Source organism: Stenotrophomonas sp. YJH_SMC_79, from assembly GCF_059367995.1.
Genome location: NZ_JCAFRK010000002.1, coordinates 261,475 through 284,343, shown reverse-complemented (window position 1 = coordinate 284,343; position 22,869 = coordinate 261,475). Strand labels below are relative to the sequence as shown.

At 67.0% G+C, this 22,869-nt stretch carries 19 protein-coding genes; 6 read left to right on the top strand and 13 right to left on the bottom strand.

Annotated elements, in window-relative coordinates; genetic code table 11:
• Positions 1-56: 56 nt before the first annotated feature.
• The 3 genes from AC5P57_RS08100 to AC5P57_RS08090 all read right to left on the bottom strand — a co-directional run bounded on the left by AC5P57_RS08100 (position 57) and on the right by AC5P57_RS08090 (position 2,780).
• Positions 57-467 carry a VOC family protein gene (locus AC5P57_RS08100; protein WP_005410627.1) on the bottom strand — a complete coding sequence of 137 codons (411 nt, stop codon included), beginning with the start codon at positions 465-467 and terminating at the stop codon, positions 57-59.
• A gap of 140 nt (positions 468-607) precedes the next feature.
• Positions 608-1,975 (bottom strand): amino acid permease, encoded by a 1,368-nt coding sequence (locus AC5P57_RS08095; protein WP_049429964.1) that lies wholly within the window; start codon positions 1,973-1,975, stop codon positions 608-610.
• A gap of 82 nt (positions 1,976-2,057) precedes the next feature.
• Positions 2,058-2,780, bottom strand: a complete 723-nt coding sequence (locus tag AC5P57_RS08090) for a helix-turn-helix transcriptional regulator (protein ID WP_049429965.1) — start codon at positions 2,778-2,780, stop codon at positions 2,058-2,060.
• Between the two features lie 106 nt (positions 2,781-2,886).
• On the opposite strand from AC5P57_RS08090, the gene AC5P57_RS08085 reads away from it, so the two are divergent.
• Positions 2,887-3,303: a hypothetical protein gene (locus AC5P57_RS08085; protein ID WP_099555356.1), complete on the top strand. Its 417-nt coding sequence runs from the start codon at positions 2,887-2,889 to the stop codon at positions 3,301-3,303.
• A 9-nt stretch (positions 3,304-3,312) separates the two neighbouring features.
• Here AC5P57_RS08085 and AC5P57_RS08080 read toward each other — a convergent pair whose 3' ends face one another.
• Positions 3,313-4,014, bottom strand: coding sequence for an alpha/beta fold hydrolase domain-containing protein (locus tag AC5P57_RS08080; protein ID WP_099555354.1), 702 nt, complete (start codon positions 4,012-4,014; stop codon positions 3,313-3,315).
• A gap of 132 nt (positions 4,015-4,146) precedes the next feature.
• Here AC5P57_RS08080 and AC5P57_RS08075 point away from each other — a divergent pair, with 132 nt between their 5' ends.
• Positions 4,147-4,434: a hypothetical protein gene (locus AC5P57_RS08075; RefSeq protein ID WP_099555352.1), complete on the top strand. Its 288-nt coding sequence runs from the start codon at positions 4,147-4,149 to the stop codon at positions 4,432-4,434.
• A gap of 86 nt (positions 4,435-4,520) precedes the next feature.
• On the opposite strand, the gene AC5P57_RS08070 is transcribed toward AC5P57_RS08075, so the two are convergent.
• From AC5P57_RS08070 to hflK, 6 genes are all read right to left on the bottom strand, one after another.
• Positions 4,521-6,644, bottom strand: coding sequence for a methyl-accepting chemotaxis protein (locus AC5P57_RS08070; RefSeq protein ID WP_099555350.1), 2,124 nt, complete (start codon positions 6,642-6,644; stop codon positions 4,521-4,523).
• A gap of 88 nt (positions 6,645-6,732) precedes the next feature.
• On the bottom strand, positions 6,733-7,197 hold the full coding sequence (locus tag AC5P57_RS08065; RefSeq protein WP_099555348.1) for a potassium channel family protein: 465 nt from the start codon (positions 7,195-7,197) through the stop codon (positions 6,733-6,735).
• Between the two features lie 256 nt (positions 7,198-7,453).
• Complete coding sequence (locus tag AC5P57_RS08060; RefSeq protein WP_099555347.1) at positions 7,454-8,746, bottom strand: adenylosuccinate synthase; 1,293 nt, start codon at positions 8,744-8,746, stop codon at positions 7,454-7,456.
• Positions 8,747-9,115: 369 nt separating this feature from the next.
• On the bottom strand, positions 9,116-9,301 hold the full coding sequence (locus AC5P57_RS08055; protein WP_099555344.1) for a DUF2065 domain-containing protein: 186 nt from the start codon (positions 9,299-9,301) through the stop codon (positions 9,116-9,118).
• 67 nt (positions 9,302-9,368) lie between these two features.
• Positions 9,369-10,232, bottom strand: coding sequence for a protease modulator HflC (gene hflC, locus AC5P57_RS08050; RefSeq protein ID WP_010482785.1), 864 nt, complete (start codon positions 10,230-10,232; stop codon positions 9,369-9,371).
• Complete coding sequence (hflK, locus tag AC5P57_RS08045; RefSeq protein WP_005410642.1) at positions 10,229-11,362, bottom strand: FtsH protease activity modulator HflK; 1,134 nt, start codon at positions 11,360-11,362, stop codon at positions 10,229-10,231. The genes hflC and hflK overlap by 4 nt, the downstream gene beginning before the upstream one ends.
• Positions 11,363-11,515: 153 nt before the next feature.
• On the opposite strand from hflK, the gene AC5P57_RS08040 reads away from it, so the two are divergent.
• Both AC5P57_RS08040 and pilH read left to right on the top strand, forming a co-directional pair.
• The gene (locus AC5P57_RS08040) at positions 11,516-12,511 is read left to right on the top strand and encodes a YhdH/YhfP family quinone oxidoreductase (protein ID WP_262234704.1); all 996 of its coding nucleotides are present in this window, start codon (positions 11,516-11,518) and stop codon (positions 12,509-12,511) included.
• 88 nt (positions 12,512-12,599) lie between these two features.
• Complete coding sequence (gene pilH / locus AC5P57_RS08035; RefSeq protein ID WP_005410644.1) at positions 12,600-12,971, top strand: twitching motility response regulator PilH; 372 nt, start codon at positions 12,600-12,602, stop codon at positions 12,969-12,971.
• Positions 12,972-13,069: 98 nt separating this feature from the next.
• On the opposite strand, the gene AC5P57_RS08030 is transcribed toward pilH, so the two are convergent.
• Positions 13,070-13,960 (bottom strand): DnaJ C-terminal domain-containing protein, encoded by an 891-nt coding sequence (locus tag AC5P57_RS08030; protein ID WP_495219528.1) that lies wholly within the window; start codon positions 13,958-13,960, stop codon positions 13,070-13,072.
• A gap of 261 nt (positions 13,961-14,221) precedes the next feature.
• On the opposite strand from AC5P57_RS08030, the gene AC5P57_RS08025 reads away from it, so the two are divergent.
• Together AC5P57_RS08025 and AC5P57_RS08020 are read left to right on the top strand one after the other, a co-directional pair.
• Positions 14,222-14,704, top strand: a complete 483-nt coding sequence (locus AC5P57_RS08025; protein ID WP_495219527.1) for a peroxiredoxin — start codon at positions 14,222-14,224, stop codon at positions 14,702-14,704.
• Positions 14,705-14,733: 29 nt separating this feature from the next.
• Positions 14,734-15,309 (top strand): ferritin-like domain-containing protein, encoded by a 576-nt coding sequence (locus tag AC5P57_RS08020; RefSeq protein ID WP_099555336.1) that lies wholly within the window; start codon positions 14,734-14,736, stop codon positions 15,307-15,309.
• 114 nt (positions 15,310-15,423) lie between these two features.
• On the opposite strand, the gene pbpC is transcribed toward AC5P57_RS08020, so the two are convergent.
• Complete coding sequence (pbpC, locus tag AC5P57_RS08015; RefSeq protein ID WP_099555334.1) at positions 15,424-17,805, bottom strand: penicillin-binding protein 1C; 2,382 nt, start codon at positions 17,803-17,805, stop codon at positions 15,424-15,426.
• 49 nt (positions 17,806-17,854) lie between these two features.
• Positions 17,855-22,762 carry an alpha-2-macroglobulin family protein gene (locus AC5P57_RS08010; RefSeq protein WP_495219526.1) on the bottom strand — a complete coding sequence of 1,636 codons (4,908 nt, stop codon included), beginning with the start codon at positions 22,760-22,762 and terminating at the stop codon, positions 17,855-17,857.
• Positions 22,763-22,869 lie beyond the last annotated feature (107 nt).

The following is a 22,869-nucleotide window of genomic DNA, read 5'->3' as shown; positions in this document are numbered from 1 at the left end:
AGCGGGCCGTTTTCATAAGGGCTCATGGACCAAGATCCACACCCACAACAATCCGATCACGGATCCGGCATCTGCCCCAGGCTCAACTGCCACGACACCCCGAAGCGGTCCTGCACCCAGCCGTAGCGGTTGCTGAAATCGTAATCGCCCACCGGCATCAACCAGTGACCGCCCTCGCCCAGCACGCGCGCGGCACGCTCGAACTGTTCGGCGCCGGAGCACTCCACGAACAGCGAGATCGACGGCGAGAAGGTGAAATCGTGCACGTCCAGGCTGTCGAAGCACAGGTAGTGGGTGCCACCGAGCAGGAAAATGGCCTGGCGGACCTGCCCGGGCACGCCGGCACCGGCGCCGTCCGGATGGCGCTGCATTGCCAGCAGGCGGAAATCGGCGAAGGCCTCGGCGTACAGGGCCAGGGCGGCCTCGGCCTGGCCGGTGAACATCAGGAAGGGGCGACTGCGCAGCATGCGGTACTCCTGGTCAACGGGCCGCTGACGGCCCACACGATCAGGATGGCACGGCGGATGTATGCCTTCTGTAGAGCCGAGCCCATGCTCGGCTGACGTCTGCGCGAACAGCAGCCGACCATAGGGTCGGCTCTACAGGATCAGGCCTCGCGCATGCGCCGGGCGATGGCGCTGCCGGCGGCGATGGTGGCGGTCAGCGCCACCATCGACAGGAACTGCAGGCGGGTATGCGACTCGCTCAGCAGCAGGCCGAAGATCAACGCCAGGATCGCCAGCGCGCACACCGTCAGCCACGGGAAACCGGCCATGCGGAACGGCAGCCGGGTACCCAGGCGATCCGCGCGGCGGCGCAACACCAGTTGCGAGACCAGCGACAGCGTCCACACCAGCAGGCAGGTGGAACCGACGATGTTCAGCAGCACCGGCAGCACCCGGTCCGGGAACAGCAGTTCCATCACCGTGGCGGCGAAACCGAACAGCACGCTGGCCAGCACGGCAATCACCGGCACCTGGCGCGGATCGGTCCAGCCCAGCACCGCCGGCGCTTCGCGGCGCTGCGCCAGTGAATACATCATGCGCGAGGCGCCGTAGAGGTTGGCATTGAGTGCCGACAGCAGCGCGATCACCGCAATCAGGGTGATGGCGGTGCCGGCGCCAGGAATACGCGCAATGTCCAGCACGGCGGCGAACGGCGACTTCAACGCTTCGCTGGTCCACGGCACGACGGCGATGATCACGCTCAGCGAGCCGATGTAGAACACCAGGATGCGCCACGCCACGGTGCGGATGGCACGGGCGATGCTGCGCTCCGGATCTTCAGTCTCTGCCGCCGCAACGGCGACGATCTCGGTGCCACCGAAGGCAAAAACGACAACCAGCAGTGCAGCGCCAATACCGGCCAGGCCCTTCGGTGCGAAGCCACCATGCTCGGTGAAGTTGCTCAGGCCCGGCGAGGTCACCTGCGGCAGCCAGCCCATCAGCAGCGCCACGCCGATGGCGATGAAGGCCAGGATCGCCGCCACCTTGAGGATGGCGAACCAGAATTCGAACTCGCCGAAGTTCTTCACCCCGAGCAGGTTGATCGCGGTGAAGAACAGCATGAAGGCCAGCGCCGCCATCGGTACAGGTACTGCTGGCCAGACCGTGGCCAGCAGCCCGGCCGCTCCCACCGCCTCGGCGGCGATCACGATCACCAGCTGCACCCACCACAACCAGCCGACGGTGGCACCGGCGGTGGCGCCCATGGCATCGGCGGCATAGACCGAGAACGCGCCACTGGTCGGTTTGGCCGCCGCCATTTCGCCCAGTGCGTTCATCACGATGATCACCAGCGCGCCGGCGACCAGATACGACACCAGCACCGCCGGACCGGCCGCCTGCACACCCACGCCCGAGCCGAGGAACAGGCCGGCGCCGATGGCGCTGCCCAGGCCCATCATGATCAGCTGGCGGGGCTTGAGCGAATGTCCGAGGCGGGACGGCGAAGCGGTCGGAATCGAGTTGGGCATCGGCGGGGCTGGCGGCGGGCTACAGGGGCGACACCTTACCCTGTCCCATGCCCGCGGGGATAGGCACAGCGCAGCAGGCGGCTCAGGCCAGTGCGGGCTCGCCGACGTTGCCGCCGATACGGGCGCGGTAGGCGCGCGGCGAGAAACCGGTTTCAGCCTTGAACTTGCGGGTGAAGGCGCTCTGGTCGCTGAAACCACAGGCCTGGCCGATGCTGGCGATGCTCTCGTCACCGTGCAGCAGGTGCATGGCCATCTGGATCCGCAGCCGGGTCAGCACCTGCTGCGGGGTCATCTGGAACACCTTGCGGAAGCTGCGCTCCAGCTTGGACAGCGAAAAGCCGGTGATGTCCAGCAGGGTCTGCATGCGCACGTTCTCGGCGTAGTGCGCGTTGAGGTGGGCCAGTGCCAGCCGCAGCTGTTCGTACTGGGTACCCAGGCTGTCCTTCTGGCCAAGGTCGCGGGAAATGCCGATCAGCCCCTCGATGGCCCCATCGACCACCAGCGGGCGCTTGCAGGTCAGGCACCAGCCCGGTTCGCGGTTGGCGAACAGGTGCAGCTCCATCAGGTTCTCGATCACCTCACCGGACAGCACGCGGGCGTCCTGATCGACGTAGTCCGCACTGAGGCCGGTCGGGTAGATTTCGGCCGCCGTGCGCCCGATCACGTCCTTGCGCGCGCGCAGGCCCAGCCGCCGCAGCATGGTCTGGTTGACGTGGGTGTAGCGCCCCTGAAGATCCTTGATGAAGAACAGCACATCCGGGATGGCGTCGAACAGGGCTTCGATGTCGGCGGGCTCGACTCGCATGGGGCAAGCATAGCCGAGGCGCCCTTGCCGGTGCGATCACCCTTGCGGGACTTGCGCTTAACGCTGCCAGGCCCACCGTGGGGCCGGTTCCTACCGGAGACCGGCCATGCCCCGCGGTGACAAGTCCGCCTATACCGAAAAGCAGAAGCGCCAGGCCGAGCACATCGAGGACAGCGAGCGCGAGCGCGGTGCCAGCGAAAGCACCGCCGAACGCATCGCCTGGGCCACCGTGAACAAGCAGGATGGTGGCGGCAAGCGCAGTGGCAGTGGTCGCAAGGTAGCGAAGAAGGCACCAGCGAAAAAGGCCGCCAGCAAGGCCGCTGCGAAGACAACGACGGCGAAGAAGGCACCGGCCCGCAAGACAGCCACGAAGAAGGCAACAAGGAAGACGGTGGCCAAGAAGGCCAGCACTCCCGCCTCGCGTAGTGCTGCCGCGAAGAAGGCAGCGAAGACCCGTGCGGCAAAGAAGACCGTGCGCAAGGTGGCGGCGAAGAAAGCGGCACGTACCCGCGCCCGCGGCTGAGAGCAGCGTTCAGGGTGGCAGCGCCCGCACCCACGCGGCAACTTCGGCTGCCGCTGCATCAGCGCGGGCCTGCAGCAGCAGATGTGGTCCCTCCAGCGACACATGGCGGGCATCGGGCAACAGTGCCTGCAGCTCGGCCACACTGGGCGGCCACAGCAGGCGGTCCTGCCGGGCATGCAGGCATAGCGTCGGCAACACGAGTTCCGGCAGCAGTGCACGAACGTCCACCTGCAGCGTCGTCGCAGCACGTTGGCGCAGGGTTGCGGCCGGCACCTGCATGATTGCCAGGCCCAGCTCACGCAGGTTCGCGCGCGTCCGCCACTGCCCCAGCAGCAACCGGGCCATCAACGCGAGTGGTGGCAACGGCCACGCCGGAGCCAGTATCCGTGCGCTCGCCGCAGGCAGCGGCACCGGTCGCCGTGCAAAGGTCGTACTCAGTACCAACCCATGCAATCCAGGCAGCCCGGCCACCGCCAGTTCGATGGCCAGTGGCCCGGCGAACGATTCGGCCAGCAGCACAAAAGGAGATGCCGGAAGCTGCGGGCGCAGGATCGACGCCAACGTGGTGTAGTCCTGTGGCCCCCGCGCGGGCATCGGCAGCACCTGCATCTGGATGCCCCGCGCCTGCATCGCCTCCACGAAGTGTGCCGACAGCAGGCCGGTGCCATCCAGGCCTGGCAGCATCACGACTTGCAACATCGCGGCATTCATCACATTGATCACCCTTCAGGTCTCTTCGCACGACTCCCTGCCTGCAGCTTCACTCATTGACTGGGCACAAGGAAGTGCACGGCAGCGCACGCGGCGCTACGCTGATGGTCCCGACGGAACGGACAAGACGGCATGCGCAAGCCACGCTGGCTCAGCTGGACCGGCATTGCCATATGCACACTCTATCTCGCGCTGACCGCCTGGCTGGTGCTCGATGCCCAGGCCAACAGCGATCCCAAGAGCGCCTACATCCTCATGCAGCTGTCAGTGATGCTGCAGACCGCAGCACTCGACGTCATCGGCATGGGGGGATGGCTTTCCGGAAAGACCTGGACGACCGTCTACCTTCTGGTGATGCCCCCTACCCTGGCCGTGCTGTATGCCGTGGGGGCCATGCTCGGCAGTGTCCTTGAACAATGACGGCGCTGCGTCCGCCTGTCTGGGCAGGCAACGGAAATGCGGCCGCCCAGGGCGGCCGCATTTCTGTCACGGGGTCAGCAGCCTGCTCAGGCTGCACGACGCGTCACGGCCGAAGCCGCTGCGCCTTCCACCTTGAACACCGCCACCGACGTGGTCAGTGCATGCGCCTGCTCTTCCAGCGCGCGGCTGGCAGCGGTGGCTTCCTCCACCAGTGCGGCGTTCTGCTGGGTCACCTGATCCATCTGCACCACCACCTGGTTGACCTGCTCGATACCGGCGGCCTGCTCCTTGCTCGCCGCAGCGATGTCGCTCATCAGCTGGGTCGTGCGCGAACTTGCCTGGGCCACGCGCGCGATCGCGGCTTCCGATTCAACGGTCACCGCCAGGCCACTCTTCACCTTGGCCGCTGCGTCTTCGATCAGCTCCTTGATCTCCTTGGCGGCGACGCCGGCGCGCTGCGCGAGCGTGCGCACTTCGCTGGCGACCACGGCAAAGCCACGCCCCTGCTCACCGGCACGCGCAGCTTCAACCGCAGCGTTCAGCGCCAGGATGTTGGTCTGGAACGCGATGCCGTCGATCACCGTGGAGATCTCCGAAATGCGTGCCGAGGACTGATCGATCTCACCCATCACCGAGGCCATCTGTGCCATCGCCTGCTCGGTCTCGCGCACGGCGGCACCGGCCGCATGCGCTTCGCTGTCGGCCTGGCGGGCCAGCTCGGCATTCTGGCGCACGGTGGAGGTCAGTTCCTCCATCGATGCGGCCGCTTCTTCCAGATTTGCGGCCTGCTGCTCGGTGCGGCGCGACAGGTCGTTGTTGCCGGCGGCCAGTTCCTGCGCCGCGTTGTTGATGCTGTCGGCGGCCACCTGGATGCCCCGCACGATGCCGGTCAGCTGCGCGGTGGTGGTGTTGGCGTCGTCACGCATGCGCGCGAACACGCCGTCATACTCGCCGTCCATGCGCGCGGTCAGATCACCGTGCGAGATTGCACGCAGCACATCGGAGACATCGGCGATGCTGGCCTGCGAACTGGCCATCATGCCGTTGAGGTGCTCGACCATCGCCTTGAACTGGTACTGGAACGCAGCGGCATCGCCACGCATGCTGAAATCACCGGCGCGTGCGGCGCGGGCCAGTTCATCGATCTGCGCGTTGATCGACATCAGGCTCTGCTTCACCGCCGCCAGGGTGCGGGTCAGCGTGCCCTTCTCGCCCGGGTAGTCCGGCAGGTCGCGGCTGAGGTCACCGATGGCGTAACGCTGCATCACCTCGGCCATCAGCAGTTCCACCTGCACGTGCGATTCGACCAGGCTGTTGGTGGCCTGCACCATGCGGCCGAAGTCACCGGGGAACGCGGTGACGTCCATGCGATAGCGGATCGCGCCCGCCTCATGCTGCTCTGCCATCTGCAACTGCGCGCCGATCGCCGCCTGCACGCTCTGGCGAACGCTGGCCATGGCTTCACCCAGCTGGGTCAGTTCATCGCGGCCACCGAGGCGGAACTCCTGGTCCAGCTGTCCCTTGGACAGGCGTTCGGCCAGGTTCACCGCTCGGGCCAACGGGCCGGTCAGGCTGCGGCCGATCATCACCGAGGCACCGATGCCGACCAGCAGCGCAACGCCGCCCAGCACCAGCAGCTGAAGCAGGCTGCGCTCGCCCAGGCGGATCGCCTCGGCGGCTGCATCGCGGCTTTCCTTCTCTTCAAAGTCCACGCCATCGGACAGCGCCTTGTTCCAGCCATTGGCCGCTTCCTGCACCGGGCCCAGGGTCAGCGCCACGGCGCCTGGGTAGTCGCCCTGCTCCATCAGTTCGCTGGTCTGCTTGTTGAGCGGGCGCGCGATGGCACGCTTGGCCGCGATGGTTTCGGCGATGGCCTTACCTTCGGCGTCGCTGGGCAGCGCCTGGTAGGCGCTCCAGCTGGCCTCGTAGCGCTTGACCAGGTCGGCGATGCGCTGCTCATCGTGGCCGCGGTCATCGCCCTGGCGGATCAGCATCTCGCGGCGCACGACCATCATCTGGTTGTTGGCATCGAGCATCTGCGACAGCAGGCGCACCTTGGCCACGCTGACGTCGACCACCTGCTGCATCGCGCGCTTCTGCACGACACTGGCGGTGGCGCCGGTGGCCACCACGGCAGCAACCAGCAGCAGCAACAGGCCAAAGCCCAGCCCAAGACGCCAGGCAACCCTGACATTCCTCAAGTAGTTCATGGGGGTATCCAAAACGGGGGGGATGAGGCCCTATCGGCAGCTGCACGCCGTGGCTTGATGGCAGCAATGCCCTCCGTCCGGGTACGGTTCAGACAGGTGATTGCCGATGTGAACCAACATCCGCGCTGGCGTTGCGTAGAAACACAAGAATGAAGAACACCGAGTGCATGGTCCCAAGAATTGATTCGACGATCACCGACCACTTCCCAAGATCCGACTTCGGCACCATGTCACCGAATCCCAACGTCGTGAATGTTGCCGCGGAGAAGTACAGCGAGTCGGTGAGGTTCCCAATCGTCCAGCCTTGCTGGGCGGCCGGACCAGCCCAAGGGAACCTGGCGTAGTAGAAGGCAAACACACCGATGAGCATCGCCGATGTCATCACGTAAAGCAGGGGAGCAAAGATCCCATCCTGTTGCCTATAGCGCAGGCGGCTATTGGTGACATAGGCCATCAGCGCATAACCCACCAGCAGAAGCCCCAGCCCGATCAGCGCGGCGAGTTCCTGCGATCCGAATTGCATTGTTTTCGCAGGTAGCACCGCCAGCATCATCAATGCGCCTGACCCAAGGATCCCTAGCCCTGCCTTGCGATCGACGCGCTTCCAATGATCGCAAACCCGTCTCACTATCCTGTTCAATCACCCCTCTCCATTCTTGATGTTCACACTTTCCAGATCGGCCGGGCTGGGTATCTCTTGAGAATTCAGTAGTCGCCACCATTGAAATCACGCAACGAAAAAGCCCCGCTTTCGCGGGGCTTTTTCTTCCAGCGGTGCCAGGCAATGCCCAGCGCTACCGATCACTCACTCAGGCGAACGGATCCTGCAGGACCATGGTGTGGTCACGGTCCGGGCCGGTGGAGACGATGCTGATCGGGCAGCCGGCCAGCTCTTCCAGCGAGCGCAGGTAAGCACGTGCGGCCGGCGGCAGGTCGTCCCAGTGGGTGATGCCGTGGGTGTTCTCGCTCCAGCCCGGGAACTCCAGGTACACCGGGGTGCAGTCTTCCCAGCCCTGCGCGTCCAGCGGCGCGTACTCGGTGCGCTTGCCGTTGTATTCGTAGGCGATGCAGACCTTCAGCTTTTCCATGCCATCGAGCACGTCCAGCTTGGTGATGCACAGGCCGCTGATGCCGTTGATGGCCACGGCGCGCTTCAGCGCAACGATGTCCATCCAGCCGCAACGACGCGGACGGCCGGTCGACGCACCGTACTCGGCACCGCGGTCACGGATGCCCTGGCCGACTTCGTCGTCCAGCTCGGTCGGGAACGGGCCGCCGCCGACGCGGGTGGCGTAGGCCTTGGCGATGCCCAGCACGTAGTCGATCGAATCGGCGCCGACGCCGGAACCGGCCAGCGCGCCACCGACGGTGGTGTTGGAGCTGGTGACGTACGGGTAGGTGCCGTGGTCGATGTCCAGCAGCGCACCCTGCGCGCCTTCGAACAGCACGCGCTTACCCTGCTTGCGCAGGTCGTGCAGGATGCCGGCCACGTCGGACTTCATCGGCTGCACGTATTCGCCGAAGGCCAGCGCTTCGTCGAAGGTCTTCTGGAAATCGACCGCATCGGTGTTCAGATACTTGGTCAGCACGAAGTTGTGGTAATCCAGCGCGGTGCGCAGCAGTTCTTCCAGCTGCTTCGGGTAGTGCAGGTCGGCGATGCGGATGCCGCGACGCGCCACCTTGTCTTCGTAGGCCGGGCCGATGCCACGGCCGGTGGTGCCGATCGCCTTGCCACCGGCAGCGCGCTCGCGCGCCTGGTCCAGGGCGATGTGGTACGGCATGATCAGCGGCGCAGCCGGGGAGATCTTCAGGCGCGAACGCACTTCGACGCCGGAGGCTTCCAGCTCGGCGATTTCCTTCTGCAGCGCGGCCGGCGAGATCACCACGCCGTTGCCGATCAGGCACAGCGCATCGTCACGCAGGATGCCCGACGGGATCAGGTGCAGGACGGTCTTCTTGCCGTTGATGACCAGGGTGTGGCCGGCATTGTGGCCGCCCTGGAAGCGCACGACGGCGCCGATTTCCTCAGTGAGCAGATCGACGATCTTGCCCTTGCCTTCATCGCCCCACTGGGCACCAAGCACTACGACAGACTGACCCATGACGGGCTCCTCATATGTTGCGGCCATCGGGGCCGCGGACGGGTAAACCGTGGCGGGGCTGGCCAGCACCTGGAGGGCGGCTCCAAACGGGGAGCGCCGGCGATGGAAGGCCCAGACACGGAAAAAGCCGAACGGGGAGGCCCGTCCGGCTTTTGTGCATTATCCGGGTTTCCGGGGTCCGGTGCCACCTTTCCGACGGACGGCTTCACCGGCCGGTCAGCCGCCCCGCCCGGTAGTGCCGGCCGCTGGCCGGCAATGCCAACCAAGGTTGGCCTCTACCAGAGCCGGGCCATGCATGTGAACGCAGGCGGTAGTGCCGGCCGCTGGCCGGCAATCCCGGGTTGCCGGCTAGCGGCAGGCACTACCCTTTCAATTCCGCGCCCACCACAGCAGGCTCAGGCCGGCCAACAACACCAGCCCGCCGAAGCTGCGCAGGGCCGGGCTGGGCAGATCCAGCAGGCGCTCGGCCATGCGCTTCCAGGCAAACGGCGCGACGAACAGGAACAGGCCTTCCAGCACCGCCACCAGGCAGACGGCGGCGAACAGATCTTTCATGGGGGACTCCGGAAAAAGCACGGGGCCCGGCATTCAGCCGGGCCCCGTGGGGTAATGCTCTGCGACCTCAGCGGTCGTTCTTCAGGTACTGCAGGAACGGGTCGTTCTTGTCCAGCACGATTACGCCGTTACCGTCGGTCATGGAGCCACGGTAGGCCTCCAGGCTGCGGTAGAACGCATAGAACGACGGGTCGGCCGAGCCGGCCTTGCCGTAGATGCGGGCTGCATCGGCATCGCCTTCACCGCGCAGGCGCTGGGCATCACGCTCGGCTTCGGCGATCAGCACGGTGCTGTCACGGTCGGCCTGGGCACGGATGGTCAGCGACTGCTCCTCGCCCTCCGCACGCAGCTTGGCGGCTTCCTGCTTGCGCTGGGCGCGCATGCGCTCGTACACGTCATTGATCACCTGGCTGTCGGTCGGCAGGTCCACCTGCTTGATGCGCAGGTCGATCATCTGCATGCCCAGGCCGGCCACGGCTTCATTGATCCCCTTCAGCTGCTCGGCGATCAGCTCGCTGCGGTCGCCGGAAACCAGCTGCTGCAGGGTGCGCGAGTTGATCTGGTTGCGCAGCGAGTCGGTGATGATCGGCGCCAGGCGGGCGTTGGCGATGCGCGGATCGCCGCCGGTGGCACGGAAGTAGTCACCCACGTTGGAGATGTAACCGATGGCGAAGAAGTCGACGCTGACGTCCTTCTGCTCGGCGGTGAAGTAACGCGCCGGGGCAGTGTCGAGCACCTGGAAGCGGCGGTCGAAGACCTTCACCGTTTCCACCACCGGTACCTTGAAATGCAGGCCCGGCTTGATGTCCGAACGCACCACCTTGCCCAGGTTCAGCACCATGGCGGTCTGGTCCTCACGGACCACGTACACCGAGCCGAGCAGGCCCAGCACCACCGCCACGATCACGGCGATCCAGATTGGACTCTTCATCGGCTGCCCTCCTCACGGCCACTCGGTCGCCCGGTCGGGCGGCCCACCGGCCGGCCCGGATCACGGGAAGCTTCCGCCGCTGCACCCGGCAGCGACGGCATCACCACGTCCGGGTTGGCCACTGCGGCCGGAGCCGACGTGCTGGGACGGGTATCGCCGGTCATCGGCACGTAGATCAGCTGACGGCCATCGCCACCGATCACCTTGCGGTTCTCGCTCAGCACCTGCTGCACGGTCTCCAGCCACAGGCGCTTGCGGGTCACTTCCGGGGCGTCCTTGTACTGGGCCTGCAACAGGCTGAAGCGCTGCGCATCACCCTCGGCCTTGGACACCACGGCCTGCTTGTAGCCTTCGGCGGTGGTACGGGCGCGCGAGGCCTGGCCTCGGGCTTCCGGCACGACCTTGGCGGCGTAGGCCTGGGCTTCGTTGATCAGGCGTTCCTTGACCTGCTGGGCACCGTTGACCTCGTCGAAGGCCGGCTTCACCTCTTCCGGCGGACGGGCGTCCTGCAGGGTCAGGCCGGTCACGGTCAGGCCGGTCTTGAACGCCTTCAGCAGCGCCTGCAGGCGCTCTTCGGCAGCCACGGCCAGCGGGCCACGATTGTTCAGTACCGCGTTGAGGTCGGCACGGCCGACTTCCTCGCGCACCGCGCTCTGCGCCGACTGCTCCAGCACCTGGTTGGCATCAACGGTGCCGAACAGGTACTGCTGCGGGTCGTCGATGCGGTACTGGACGTTCAGCGAGACGTTGACGATGTTCTCGTCGCGGGTCAGCACCGGCACCTGGATCGAGAAGGTCTTGATCTCGGTGGCGTTGACCTTGGTGACAGACTCAATCGGCCACGGCAGCTTGAAGTTCGGGCCGGGTTGCAGGATGCGCGAGAACTGGCCGAAGCGCAGCACCACGCCACGCTGCTGTTCGCCGATCAGCTGGAAGCTGGAGAACAGCACCAGCAGCACCACGGCCGCCACCACCCAACGCACGATGCCGCCGTCGAACAGGTCCTTCAGTGGCCCGGGCAATCCGCCCCAGCCACCACCATTGCCACCGCCGCGCGACCCGAAGGGCCCGCGTCGATTGTCCTCGGGGCCTTGTCCGCCCTTGTTGCCGCCGGGTGTATTCCAGGCCATGCACGCTCCATCAAGATTTGGGCTGCGGCGCGGGCCCTTCCCGCGGCGCCAGCCGTGAAACCATCACCGATCATACAAGATGGGGCGGATCGGCAGGATCGAAAGGGGGGCAACGGGGTAAGGTGGCGTTTTCCTCGAAGTCAGGCAACGCCGATGGCCCCCACCACCCCGTTCACCGCCTTCCGCATCGAAAACGACGACGCCGGCTACCGCAGCGGCCTGGCCCAGCTGGGTGTCGACGACCTCAACCCCGGCCAGGTGCTGATCCGCGCCCACTGGTCCTCGGTCAACTACAAGGATGCCCTGGCCGGCACCGGCAAGGGGAAGATCCTGCGCCGTTTCCCGCTGGTGGGCGGCGTCGACGTCGCCGGTACCGTGGTCGCCAGCACCGACCCGGACTGGCGTGAAGGCGACGCGGTGCTGGCCACCGGCTGCGGCCTCAGCGAGACCCGTGATGGCGGCTACAGCCAGTACGTGCGGCTGGAATCGCGCGCGGTGATCGCCCAGCCGGCCGGGCTGACCCCGCGCGAGGCAATGGTGCTGGGCACCGCCGGCTTCACTGCGGCGCTGGCCCTGCTGCGCATGCAGGACAACCGGCAGACCCCGGAACTCGGCCCGCTGGCGGTCACAGGCGCGAGCGGCGGCGTCGGTGCGTTGGCGCTGTCGATCTTCAGCCGTGCCGGCTACAGCGTGCACGCGGTCAGCGGCAAGCCGGACCAGGCCGATTTCCTGCGCAGCATCGGCGCCACCGAGGTACTGCCACGCGACGCACTGGCCGATACCGGCCCCCTGCAGTCAGCCCGCTTCGGCGGTGGCCTCGACAATGCCGGAGGCGACATGCTGGCCAGCCTGCTGGCGCAGACCGTGCCCTACGGCAGCGTGGTCAGTGCCGGTCTGGCGGCCAGCCCGACGCTGGACATGACGGTGATGCCGTTCATCCTGCGCGGCGTCTCGCTGCTCGGCGTGTCTTCGGCCAATGCACCGCGCGGGCTGCGCGAAGAAGTGTGGTCGCGACTGGGCAGCGACTGGAAGCCGCAGCAGCTGGACCGCATCTGCACCGCCGAAGTCGGCCTCGATGGTCTTCCCGCCGTGTTCGAGCGGATGCTGGCCGGTGGTTCGCTGGGCCGCACCGTGGTGCGGATCGACTGAACGTCGCAGGCAGGCGACGGACGGCAGACGCGGCCCTCCCGCCAGTAATGTGCCCGCACTACACTGCGGGCATTACATGGGGAACAACATGGCACGCATTCTGATCGTCGACGACTCACCGTCGCAGCTGTTGGGGATACAGCGCATCGTCGAGAAGCTCGGGCACCAGATCCTGACCGCCACCGATGGCGCCGCCGGGGTCGAAACCGCCAAGGCCGAGCTGCCCGACCTGGTCCTGATGGACGTGGTGATGCCCAACCTCAACGGTTTCCAGGCCACCCGCACCCTTGCCCGCGACGAGGCAACCCGGCATATCCCGGTGATCCTGGTGACCACCAAGGACCAGGACACCGACCGCATGTGGGGCATGCGCCAGGGCGCCAAGGCCTACATCACCAAGCCGTTCTCGGAAGACGAACTGTCCGAGGTCCTGGAACGCGTGTTCGCCGGCCAGGGCTGAGACGCGCGCGGTAGTGCCGGCCGCTGGCCGGCCACCACGCATCACCGTCCAGGGCAATGAAATTGCCGGCCAGCGGCCGGCACTACCGCAAGGCGTGCTCAGATTGACTCGCCGAAGGCCTTGGCCAGGTTCCGGTACGCCTTCTTCTGCGCCTCGTCGGTCGCGGCCGGGGCCACGATCTCGATCTCGACGATCTGGTCGCCGTCCGGATTGGCCGGCAGGCCACGCCCGCGCAGGCGCAGCTTGCGCCCGGCATCGGAATCGGCCGGGATCTTCAGTTCCACCGCGCCGCCCAGGGTCGGCACGCTGATACTGGTGCCCAGCGCGGCCTGCCACGGCGTGACCGGCAGCGTATAGAGGATGTTGCGGCCGTCAACCTCGAACTGCGGGTGTGCGGCGTATTCCACTTCCAGCAGCAGGTTGCCGCCATGGTTGCCCTGACCGGCCAGACGGATCACCTGGCCCGGACGGATGCCCTTGGGCACGCGCACGTCCAGCTGCTTGCCGTTGACGGTGATGCGCAGGCTGTCGCCGCTGTAGGCCGCTTCCAGTGGCACCGACAGCTTGGCGCGGGTGTCGCGGTTGGGCGCATGGCCCTGGCTGCTGAAACCCGGGCCCGGACCGGCTCCGCCGCCGCGCTGGCGCGCGAACAGGCTTTCGAAGAAGTCGCTGAAGCCGCCGTTGGGGCCGCCACCACCGAACACTTCCTCGAAATTGAAACCACCGGCGCCGCCGTAGTTCGGCGGCACGTTGAACTCCTCGCCCGGGCGATAGCCCTGCGCGCGCAGCTGGTCGTAGGCCGCGCGCTTTTCAGGATCGCGCAGCGCCTCGTAGGCCTCGTTGACCGCCTTGAACTTGTCTTCGGCCCCGGCCTCCTTGCTGACGTCCGGGTGGTACTTGCGTGCCAGCCGGCGGTAGGCGGTCTTGATCTCCGCCTCGCCCGCGCTCGGTTCCACCCCCAGGGTGGCGTAGTAATCCTTGAATTCCATCCAGCTACCTCGATTCGCTTCGGCCGCGCCGGTGGCGCCGCCCCGGGTTCATTCTACGCGCCGGCGATGCTACGCCGCCCCTCGTGCGGCCCCGGTGAGGCCGACTGATCCTGCGCAATGCGGCTGCCATCGCCCTGCCCCAGGCTGTGGCTGGAAGCCCTCGCCGCAAAGCCTGAAGATGGGGCCTGCACACCGGGTTTCCAATGTCTTGACGCCCCTGTCCCATCCGGCCCAATAGCCTGCCCCTGCAAGGAGTTCCCCATGACCATCCACGTTGGCGACCGTATTCCGGAAGTGACCCTCAAGCGCATCCGCGAGGGCATCGAAACGCTTGACACGCATTCGCTGTTCGACGCGCGCAAGGTGGTCCTGTTCGCCGTGCCCGGTGCGTTCACCCCGACCTGTTCGGCCCGTCACCTGCCCGGCTACGTCGAGAAGCTCCAGGCGTTCCGCCAGCGCGGCATCGACGTCTACTGCGTGGCGGTCAACGACCCGTTCGTGATGAAGGCATGGGCGGCCGACCAGAATGTGCCCGACGGCCTGCTGATGCTGTCCGACGGCAATGCCGAACTGACCCGCGCGCTCGGCCTGGAGCTCGATGCCAGCGCCTCGGGCATGGGCATCCGCTCGCGCCGCTTCGCACTGTACGTGGTCGATGGCGTGGTGCGCGCGGCGTGGGTCGAACAGCCCGGCCAGTTCGAAGTGTCTTCGGCCGAGTACGTGCTGGAGCACCTGCCCACCTGATTCTCCACCGCAAGAGGAAACGGCCAGCCATGTCCAGCAAGCCAGCCAAAGCCAGCAAGCCCGCCGCGAGGATTCCCGGCATCAGCGACCGCAAGACCCTGCGTGATCGCGCCCGGCGCAACATCGAGGACGGCGCGATCACCGACAGCTACAGCGCCGACCGCAAGGTAGTGATCAAGCTGCTCAACGACGCCTTGGCCACCGAGTACGTCTGCGTGCTGCGCTACTACCGGCATTACTTCATGGCCAAGGGCATGCTGGCCGATGCGGTGAAAGCCGAGTTCCTCGAGCATGCACAGCAGGAACAGGCGCACGCCGGCAAGCTGGCCGAGCGCATCGTCCAGCTCGGCGGAGAGCCCGACTTCAACCCTGACACGCTGACCACGCGCTCGCACGCCGAGTACAAGGAAGGAAGCGACCTGCGCGACATGGTCCGCGAGAACCTGGTGGCCGAACGCATCGCCATCGACAGCTACCGCGAGATGATCAACTTCATCGGCGACCGCGATACCACCACCAAGCGCATCCTGGAAGAGATCCTGGCGCAGGAAGAAGAGCACGCCGACGAGTTCGCCGACCTGCTGGACGGGTGGATCGGCGAATGATCTGGTAGATGCCCACCTTGGTGGGCGCCTTTGCCGCGTGCCAACCAAGGTTGGCACCTACCAGAGCGCGGCGGTGTCGTTGGCGTTGAACCGAGCGCCGACCAAGGTCGGCATCTACCGCAGGACGTTGAACCGTACCTGCGTCCACGCGCCATCAGCGGCCAACGCGGTCAGGGTGTGCGCGCCTGGTTCGGCGAACTCGCGCTGCATCAGCTGCGCACCGTGGGTCTGCGCGATCCATCGGCCATCCAGCAACCAGTCCACGCCCTGCTCGCTGCCCAGCGCGCGCAGCTGCAGGCGCACGCCATGATCCGCATTGGGGGCCCGCGCCAGTGCAGCGCCGTCGTTGAGCCCATCGATGTGCAGTGCGACGCTGGCCTCACGGCCATCATCACGACAGTCCGGCGACAGCGCCGGCAGCTGCGAGGCGTCGCGCGTGGCCTTGGACAGCCACGGCGACAGCAACGCTGGCCAGCGCGCGATCTCGCGCGCGACTTCTTCATGCGGCAAGCGGCAATCGGCTGACACGCGCAGCCCGGTACGCGCATCGGCAAGGTAGCGCTGCCGGCCCGGCTGCCAGCGCCGCGCCTCGCGCTCGGGGAAGGTCGGTGGTGCCGCCCCCTCCAGCAGGTAGGCCGGCATCCGCCGCTGGCAAAGCGAAGCAGGCAGACCCTCGGCACGCTCACCGGTTGGCCAGCAGACGTCTCCCTGGCTGACGCTGGCCGGCATCGGCGCAGCGGCCGAGTCTCCGCGCTGGCGCGGCAGGCTGTCCACCACCTCGAACATCAACGGCAGCGCGGTGACCGCACCATACTGCCCCGGCAGCGGCGTGCCGTCGGGCCGTCCCACCCACACGCCCACGGTGTAATGGCGGGTACTGCCGATCGCCCACGCATCGCGGTAGCCATAGCTGGTGCCGGTCTTCCACGCAACGCGCGGGCGGGCACCGACATCGAAGGTGCCGATGCTGTACCCCGGGCGTGGATTCGATTCCAGCATCTCGCGGACGATCCAGCTGGCACCCGGCGAAGCCAGGCGCCGCTCGATCATCGGCTCGTCATCGGTGTAGCGCACACGCCCGGCGATGCCGTTGCGGTTGAGTGCGGCGAAGGCGCCAACCAGGTCTTCCAGGCGCGCGCCGGTGCCACCCAGGATCAGCGACAGGTTGGGCGTGCTGCCCGGCGGGAAGCGCAGCTGGATGCCTGCGTGCGACAGCCGCGCGGCGAAGCGGGCGGCCCCGACCCGCTGCAGCAGGTCCACCGAGGGCACGTTGAGTGACAGCCGCAATGCGCTGGAGGCGCCGATCGGCCCATTGAAGGCCATATCAAAATTGCCCGGCCGATAGCTGCCGAAACTCTGCGGCGCATCGACCAGCAGGCTCTCCGAATGGATCAGGCCATCGTCCAGCGCCATTGCATACAGGAACGGCTTGAGCGTGGAGCCGGGCGAACGCCAGGCCTGCACCATGTCCACGTGGCCAAGCCGCTGGCGGTCGCCAAAGGACAACGTACCGACGTAGGCACGCGCCTGAAGGGTCTGGTTGTCGATCACCAGCAGGGCCGCCGAAGTGCGCTCGGGCAGCGTCGAGAAATAGCTGGCCACGCGTTCTTCCAACGTACGCTGCAGGCCGATGTCGATGCTGCTCTGGATGCGTGCCTGGCCCGGATGCGCCGAGTGCAGGCGCTGCGCCAGCAATGCAGCATGCAGCGGCGGCCGCAGCGAGCGCGCCACCACGTTCTCGATGCGCGCGTCTTCCACCTCTTCCGGTGTCCATGCACCCAGTTCGGCCATGCGTGACAGCACCTTGTCGCGCGCCCTCTGTGCCGCTTCCGGATGGCGGTCCGGACGCAGCCGGCTCGGCGCCTGCGGCAGCACCGCCAGCAGCGCGGCCTCGGCATGCGACAGCTGCGCCGCCGGCTTGCCGAGATAGGCCCAGCTGGCGGCTTCCACGCCTTCAATGGTGCCGCCGTACGGCGCGCGCTCCAGGTACAGGGCCAGGATCTGCCGCTTGCTCAGGTGCACTTCCAGCTGTACCGCACGCAGCATCTGCTTGAGCTTGCCCCAGGGGGTGCGTGTGTGCGGGTCGAGGATGCGCGCGACCTGCATGGTCAGGGTCGAGCCACCGGACACGATGCGGCCGCCGCGCAGCAGCTGGCCGCTGGCGCGCAGGATCGCCAGCGGGTTGATGCCCGGGTGCCTCCAGAACCAGCGGTCCTCGTAGGTCAGCAGCGCCTGCAGGTACAGCGGCGAGACGCTGTCGACCGAGGCCGGATAGCGCCACACGCCCTCGGCATCGGCGAACGCACGCAGCGGTGTGCCGTCCGCCGACACCACCAGCGTGCTGGTATCGCGCTGCTTCGGCAGCGGCGGCGGGAAGGCGAGATCCAGCACCAGCAGCAGCGCCAGCGTGGCGGCCGTACCCCAGCGCAACCACGGCCACAGCGGCCGCAGCCGGCGGCGCAGTGCCGCCAGCCGGGTCTTCATTGCGTCTTTCATTGCGTAGTGCCCGCAGGACGGGCCGCGCCGTCGCGGCCCATCCGTGGGATCACGGCTGCACCACCGTGATCGTGGTCGGGTTGCTGCGGCCGACGCCACGCAGCTGCGGCCGGTACATGTCCTCCACCAGCGGCGGCGGCACCGAGTAGGTTCCCGGCGTCACCGCGCGTACCAGGTAGAACACGTTGGCCTTGCTGCCACGCGAGAGCTTCAGCGCGGCCACATAGCGGTCGTCGCGGAACTCCTCGTGCTTGGTATCGGCCGCTTCACCGCGGTCGCTGATGGTGATGCCATCGACCACCACATCGGCCCACTGCTTGGCGTCACCCAGGTTGAAGTTCTCGATCTCCAGGCCGGCCGGCAGCAGGTCGGTCAGCAGTGCATCCGGCATGGTGGTGTCGGCGGTGACAGTGACGCGCACGATCAGGGCTTCACCTTCCTTCAGCGGGCGCGGCGACCACGGCTTGCCATCGGTACCGTAGTAGCTGCGTTCGACGCCCAGCACGCTGTTGTCCGGCGCCGGTGCACTGCGCGGGATGCCGGCCACGTCGATGCTGGCGAACATCGGCGGCTGGCCCTGCGGGGTGAAGCGCACGCCGCTGGCCAGTTCGCTGGCGGTGAAGTTGCGGCCGAACAGCTTGCGCTCGCCGACGGACTCGCTGTTGCCACCGATCACCAGTTCACCGGCCACCAGTGCCTTCTGGTTGGCCGCCAGGGCCTTGCCGAGGCGGGCAATGGCTACCTGTTCCTGCGTACTCAACCACATCCAGCCGGCACTGCGGCGCGCATCGAGGCCACGGCCCAGATCGACCGCACGCGCGTCCCAGGCCGGCTTGGCCAGCTTGTTCTCGTGTGTCAGCGCGATCATCAGTGCGTCATCGCGGATCGCGCTGCCGTAGTCGCCGAAGTACGACGGACGTTCGCTGCTGGACTTGGCGAAGGCCGCCGCCAGTGCCGCCTGGCCACGCTTGGCATCGCCCTGCAGCGACAGCGCCACGCCCAGGTGGACCAGTGACAGGCCGCCGACTGCCTTGCTGCGCTCGTTGTCGTACAGCGCGCGCAGGGTACCCAGCGGTGCGCGGTTGACCCGGGCCAGCACATAGCCCGAATACGCCTTGTTGGAGAACGTCAGCTTCTCGCGGTCATCCTGGCCGTAGAACTGGTTGCCACCGGACAGCAGGTCCTCGCTGAGGCGATTGAGTGCCTTCTGCAGCACGTTGTCGGGCACCGCAAAGCCGGCGTCCTTGGCATCGAGCAGGAACTCGGTGACATACGGCGTCAGCCACGGATTCACGTAGCCGTCGTCACCCCACATCGAGAAGTTGCCATTGGCCACCTGCATGGACGCCAGGCGACCGAACGCACCTTCCATGCGTTCACGGCGGGCCTTGGCGTCCAGGCCATCGGCGCCGAGCATCGACGACGTCGCCTGGTCCAGGATCAGCGCGGCATAGCCCTTGCTGGTGGTCTGCTCGGCACAGCCGTAGGGATAGTTCAGCGCGCCCTGCAGTGCGCTGGCGAACGGAATCGGCGGCAGCGGGCTGACCAGCAGCCGCGCGTTCACCGACTCGGACATCAGGCCCTCGGTCAGGCTGTTGTCGAGGCTGACCGCAGCCAGCGGATCCAGCGTGCGCACCTGCGAACGCAGCACCTGCGGCCATGCCGCACGCACCGGCAGATCGTAGCGGCGGTCGGCCTTGAAGCCGTTGCCGTCCACGCGCACCCGCACCTTGGCCACGCTGTGGCCTTCGCGTGCGGACAGCGGGAAGCTCAACGTGGTCTTGGCATCGGCATTCAACTGCACGCTGCGACTACCCTCGCCCAGGGTCAGCGGGCCTTCGCTTTCCACCTTCACGTTGAACTGGCCCGGCTTGCCGGTGAAGTTCTGCACGTCCAGGGTCACGGTGCTGCGGTCGCCCGGGGCGAGCACACGCGGCATGCTGGCTTCGGCCAGGATCGGCGCGCGCACCACGGTTTCCACGTCACGCTTGCCGTACTGGTCATCGCTGTAGACCAGTGCCGACACCCGCAGCGTGCCGTTGAAGTCCGGCACCTTCAAGCGGATGCGGGCGATGCCCTTGGCGTCGAGCTGCACCGGGCCGGAGAACAGGTCCACGGTCTGCACGCGTGCGGTCGGGCGCTTGGCCTGCGGAAGTGCCTGCAGCGCCATATCGCCACCGAACTTCAGCTTGCCGGCGCCGCCATCGAAGCTCTCGATCACCCGGCTGTAGATGTCGTAGGCATCGATGCCGAGGCGACGCTGGGCGAAGAAGTGCGCGCCGGCATCGGGCACCGGGAAACGAGTGATGTTGAGGATGCCCACGTCCACCGCCGAGACGGTGACGTGCGCCATCTTGCCGGCCAGCTGCGGCGCGCTGACCGTCACCGGAAGGTCCTGCTCCGGTCGCATCTGCTTGGGCGCTGCCAGGCCGACGGCCACGGTGCGGCCCTTGCGGTCCATCGGCACGTGCACCACGCCCACGGCACGGGCCGGGGTGATCTTGCTCGGCGCACTGCCGCCACGGAACACCAGCGCGGTGATGTAGACGTCGTGGCGCTCCCAGTCGGCGGTGACCGGGATCTTGAAGGTCGAACCCGGCTTGGCCTCGATGTCCTGCACGTACAGCATGCGGTCGGTCTCGACCATCAGGATGCCCTTGCCGGCATGCGGCGGGGTCACCGTCACCTCCAGCGTGTCACCGGCCTTGTAGCCGGTCTTGTCCAGGCCCAGCTTGACCTTGTCCGGGCGTGCGTCCAGGCCGCGGTTGTCGTCACCCCAGCTCCAGCCCGCGCGGAACGGATAGCGGCTGGTCAGGCCGGTGGACGGATCGAACACGTCCACCCGGTACTCGCCCCACTCCACCGGGAAATCGAAGGCGACCGCGCTGCTGCCAGCGTCGACAGTGCGGGTTTCCTTGTTCTCGAAACGGCGGGTGAAATCGTAGTCCCAGCGGTTGTCGTTGAAGGTCCAGTGGTAGTCGCGCAGTTCGCGCACCAGGGTGATCTTCAGGCCCTTGGCCGGCTGCGGCGTGCCGGCGGCATCCACGCGCATCAGTTCGAAGCGTGCGTTGCCGTTGGAGTCAGCACCATCCTCGGGGTTGAACAACGGGCGCACACCGACCAGCGCATTGGCCGGCCACATCACCCGCTTCAGGGTACGGGTGACCGTGCGGCCGCCGGTTTCATACAGGCTGCCGGACAGCACCACGGCAATCGGTGCCTTTGCCTTGGCCGCCTCTTCCGGCAGCGCCACATCCTCACGCAGCTGGCCGTTGCCCGGCAGCGTGGTGTCGATCACGTCCTTGGCTTCGCGCGGCAGCTGCAGGGTCGGGTCACCGAAGAAATAGCCCGGCAGGCCTTCCACCGGCGTCTGTTCGGCGGCCACCGCCATGCGTGCGGTGAAGCGGTTGCCATCGGCCGGTGCCCCGTACAGATAGGCACCATTGGCCTGCAGGCGCAGGTCCTCGCCAGGCTTCAGCGTCTTCTGCGCGCTGTCCAGGTCCAGCTTCATGCGCTCGGGCAGGAACTCCTCGATGCGCAGGGTCATGCCCTGGATCGCTTCCTTGCTGGCCGGGTCGGTGCGGAACTCGACCTGCCAGCGCCCGGTCGGCGCCTCGGCGGGAATGACCTGCTCGAAATTGATGTAGCCCTGGTCACCCGGCTGCAGGCGGGTCTCGCGGAAGGTCTTGCCGTCGGGCTGCTTCAGGCGCAGGAACACCGGCTGTGCCTTGACCGGCTTGCCGTCGTTGTCGCGCAGCAGCGCGGACAGGCGCACGGTCTCGCCCGGGCGGTACAGGTCGCGGCCGGACCAGGCGTAGACATCGAACCAGGCGTTGTCACGGCCAGCCACGGCGAACTCGCTCAGGTCCAGCGCCGGCTGGTTGAACGGCAGGAAGCTGGTGTCCTTGCCACTGCTGGCGACCAGCACGTGGGTGGCATCCAGGGTGTAGTTCAGCAGCGCATTGCCGTTGCCGTCGGTGCCGCCCTTCAGCACCACCTCGCCCTTGGCATCGAGCACGCGCAGGTCGATGCCCTTCAGTGGCGCACCGTCCTTCAGGCCGGCGGTGTGGACGAACAGCTTGTCCTTGTAGGCACGGGTATGCAGGCCGATGTCGCTGACCGAGAAGAACGCGGTATCGAATTCGCCTTCGTAGTCGCCGGTGCGCTTGAGCAGGGCGAAGTACAGGCCCGGCTCCTGCAGCTCCTTGATGTCCTGGGTTGGCAGGTAGGTCAGCACCCGCTCATTCTTCTTGCCGCCCAGGATGAAGCGGTTGACGTAGACCGGCTCGGCCAGCTTGTTGATCGGGCTGCGCTCGTAGTCGCTGCTCAGTTCCCAGCTGCCACGGCGGCCGCCACGCTGGTACTGGCTGAAGAAGGTTGGCAGGTCCTTCTCGCGCACGCGCAGGAACTCGACATCGACCTCCGGCACGTTCACCGACACCACCGGCAGGCCACGGCTGTCCTTGGCCGGCAGCACGCTGCCCTGCGACGCGAAACCGACTACCGGCTTCAGCTCGCCGCTGAACACCTTCTGCTTCAGCTCCTTGCCCAGGCGGCTGCCGTCAGCGGCCAGCAGGTCGGGCGAGACCACCAGGCTGAATTCCTTGCCGGCCTCGACGAACGGGTAGCGCAGGGTCAGGCCGTCATCGGACAGCGTCCAGCTGCTGTCGTCGGTGCCGACCTTCTCTTCGAAGCGCACCAGCTTGTCGAAGTCCTGGGTGCCGACCAGCGGGCGCGAGAACTCCAGCGCCAGCGACAAGCCGTCATTCTTCTGGTCCGGGTAGGCACGCAGCAGGGTGAACTCCTTCACCTGCTCGGCCTTGGTGGTGATGGCTTCACCGCTGGCCTTGGGCAGCTGCCCGCTGTCGTTGCGGCAGCCGGCCAGGCCCAGCAACAGGCCTCCTGCCAGTACCGCCGCCGCCCATCCCCACCGCTTCCGCCGTGCCGGACCGCTCATGTCGTCACTCCTTGATCGAGGTGGCCATTATAGGCAGGCAGCGTCAAGGTGTTGACGCGAATTCGGCAATTGCCCCAGCTGCAGGTAGTGCCGGCCGCTGGCCGGCA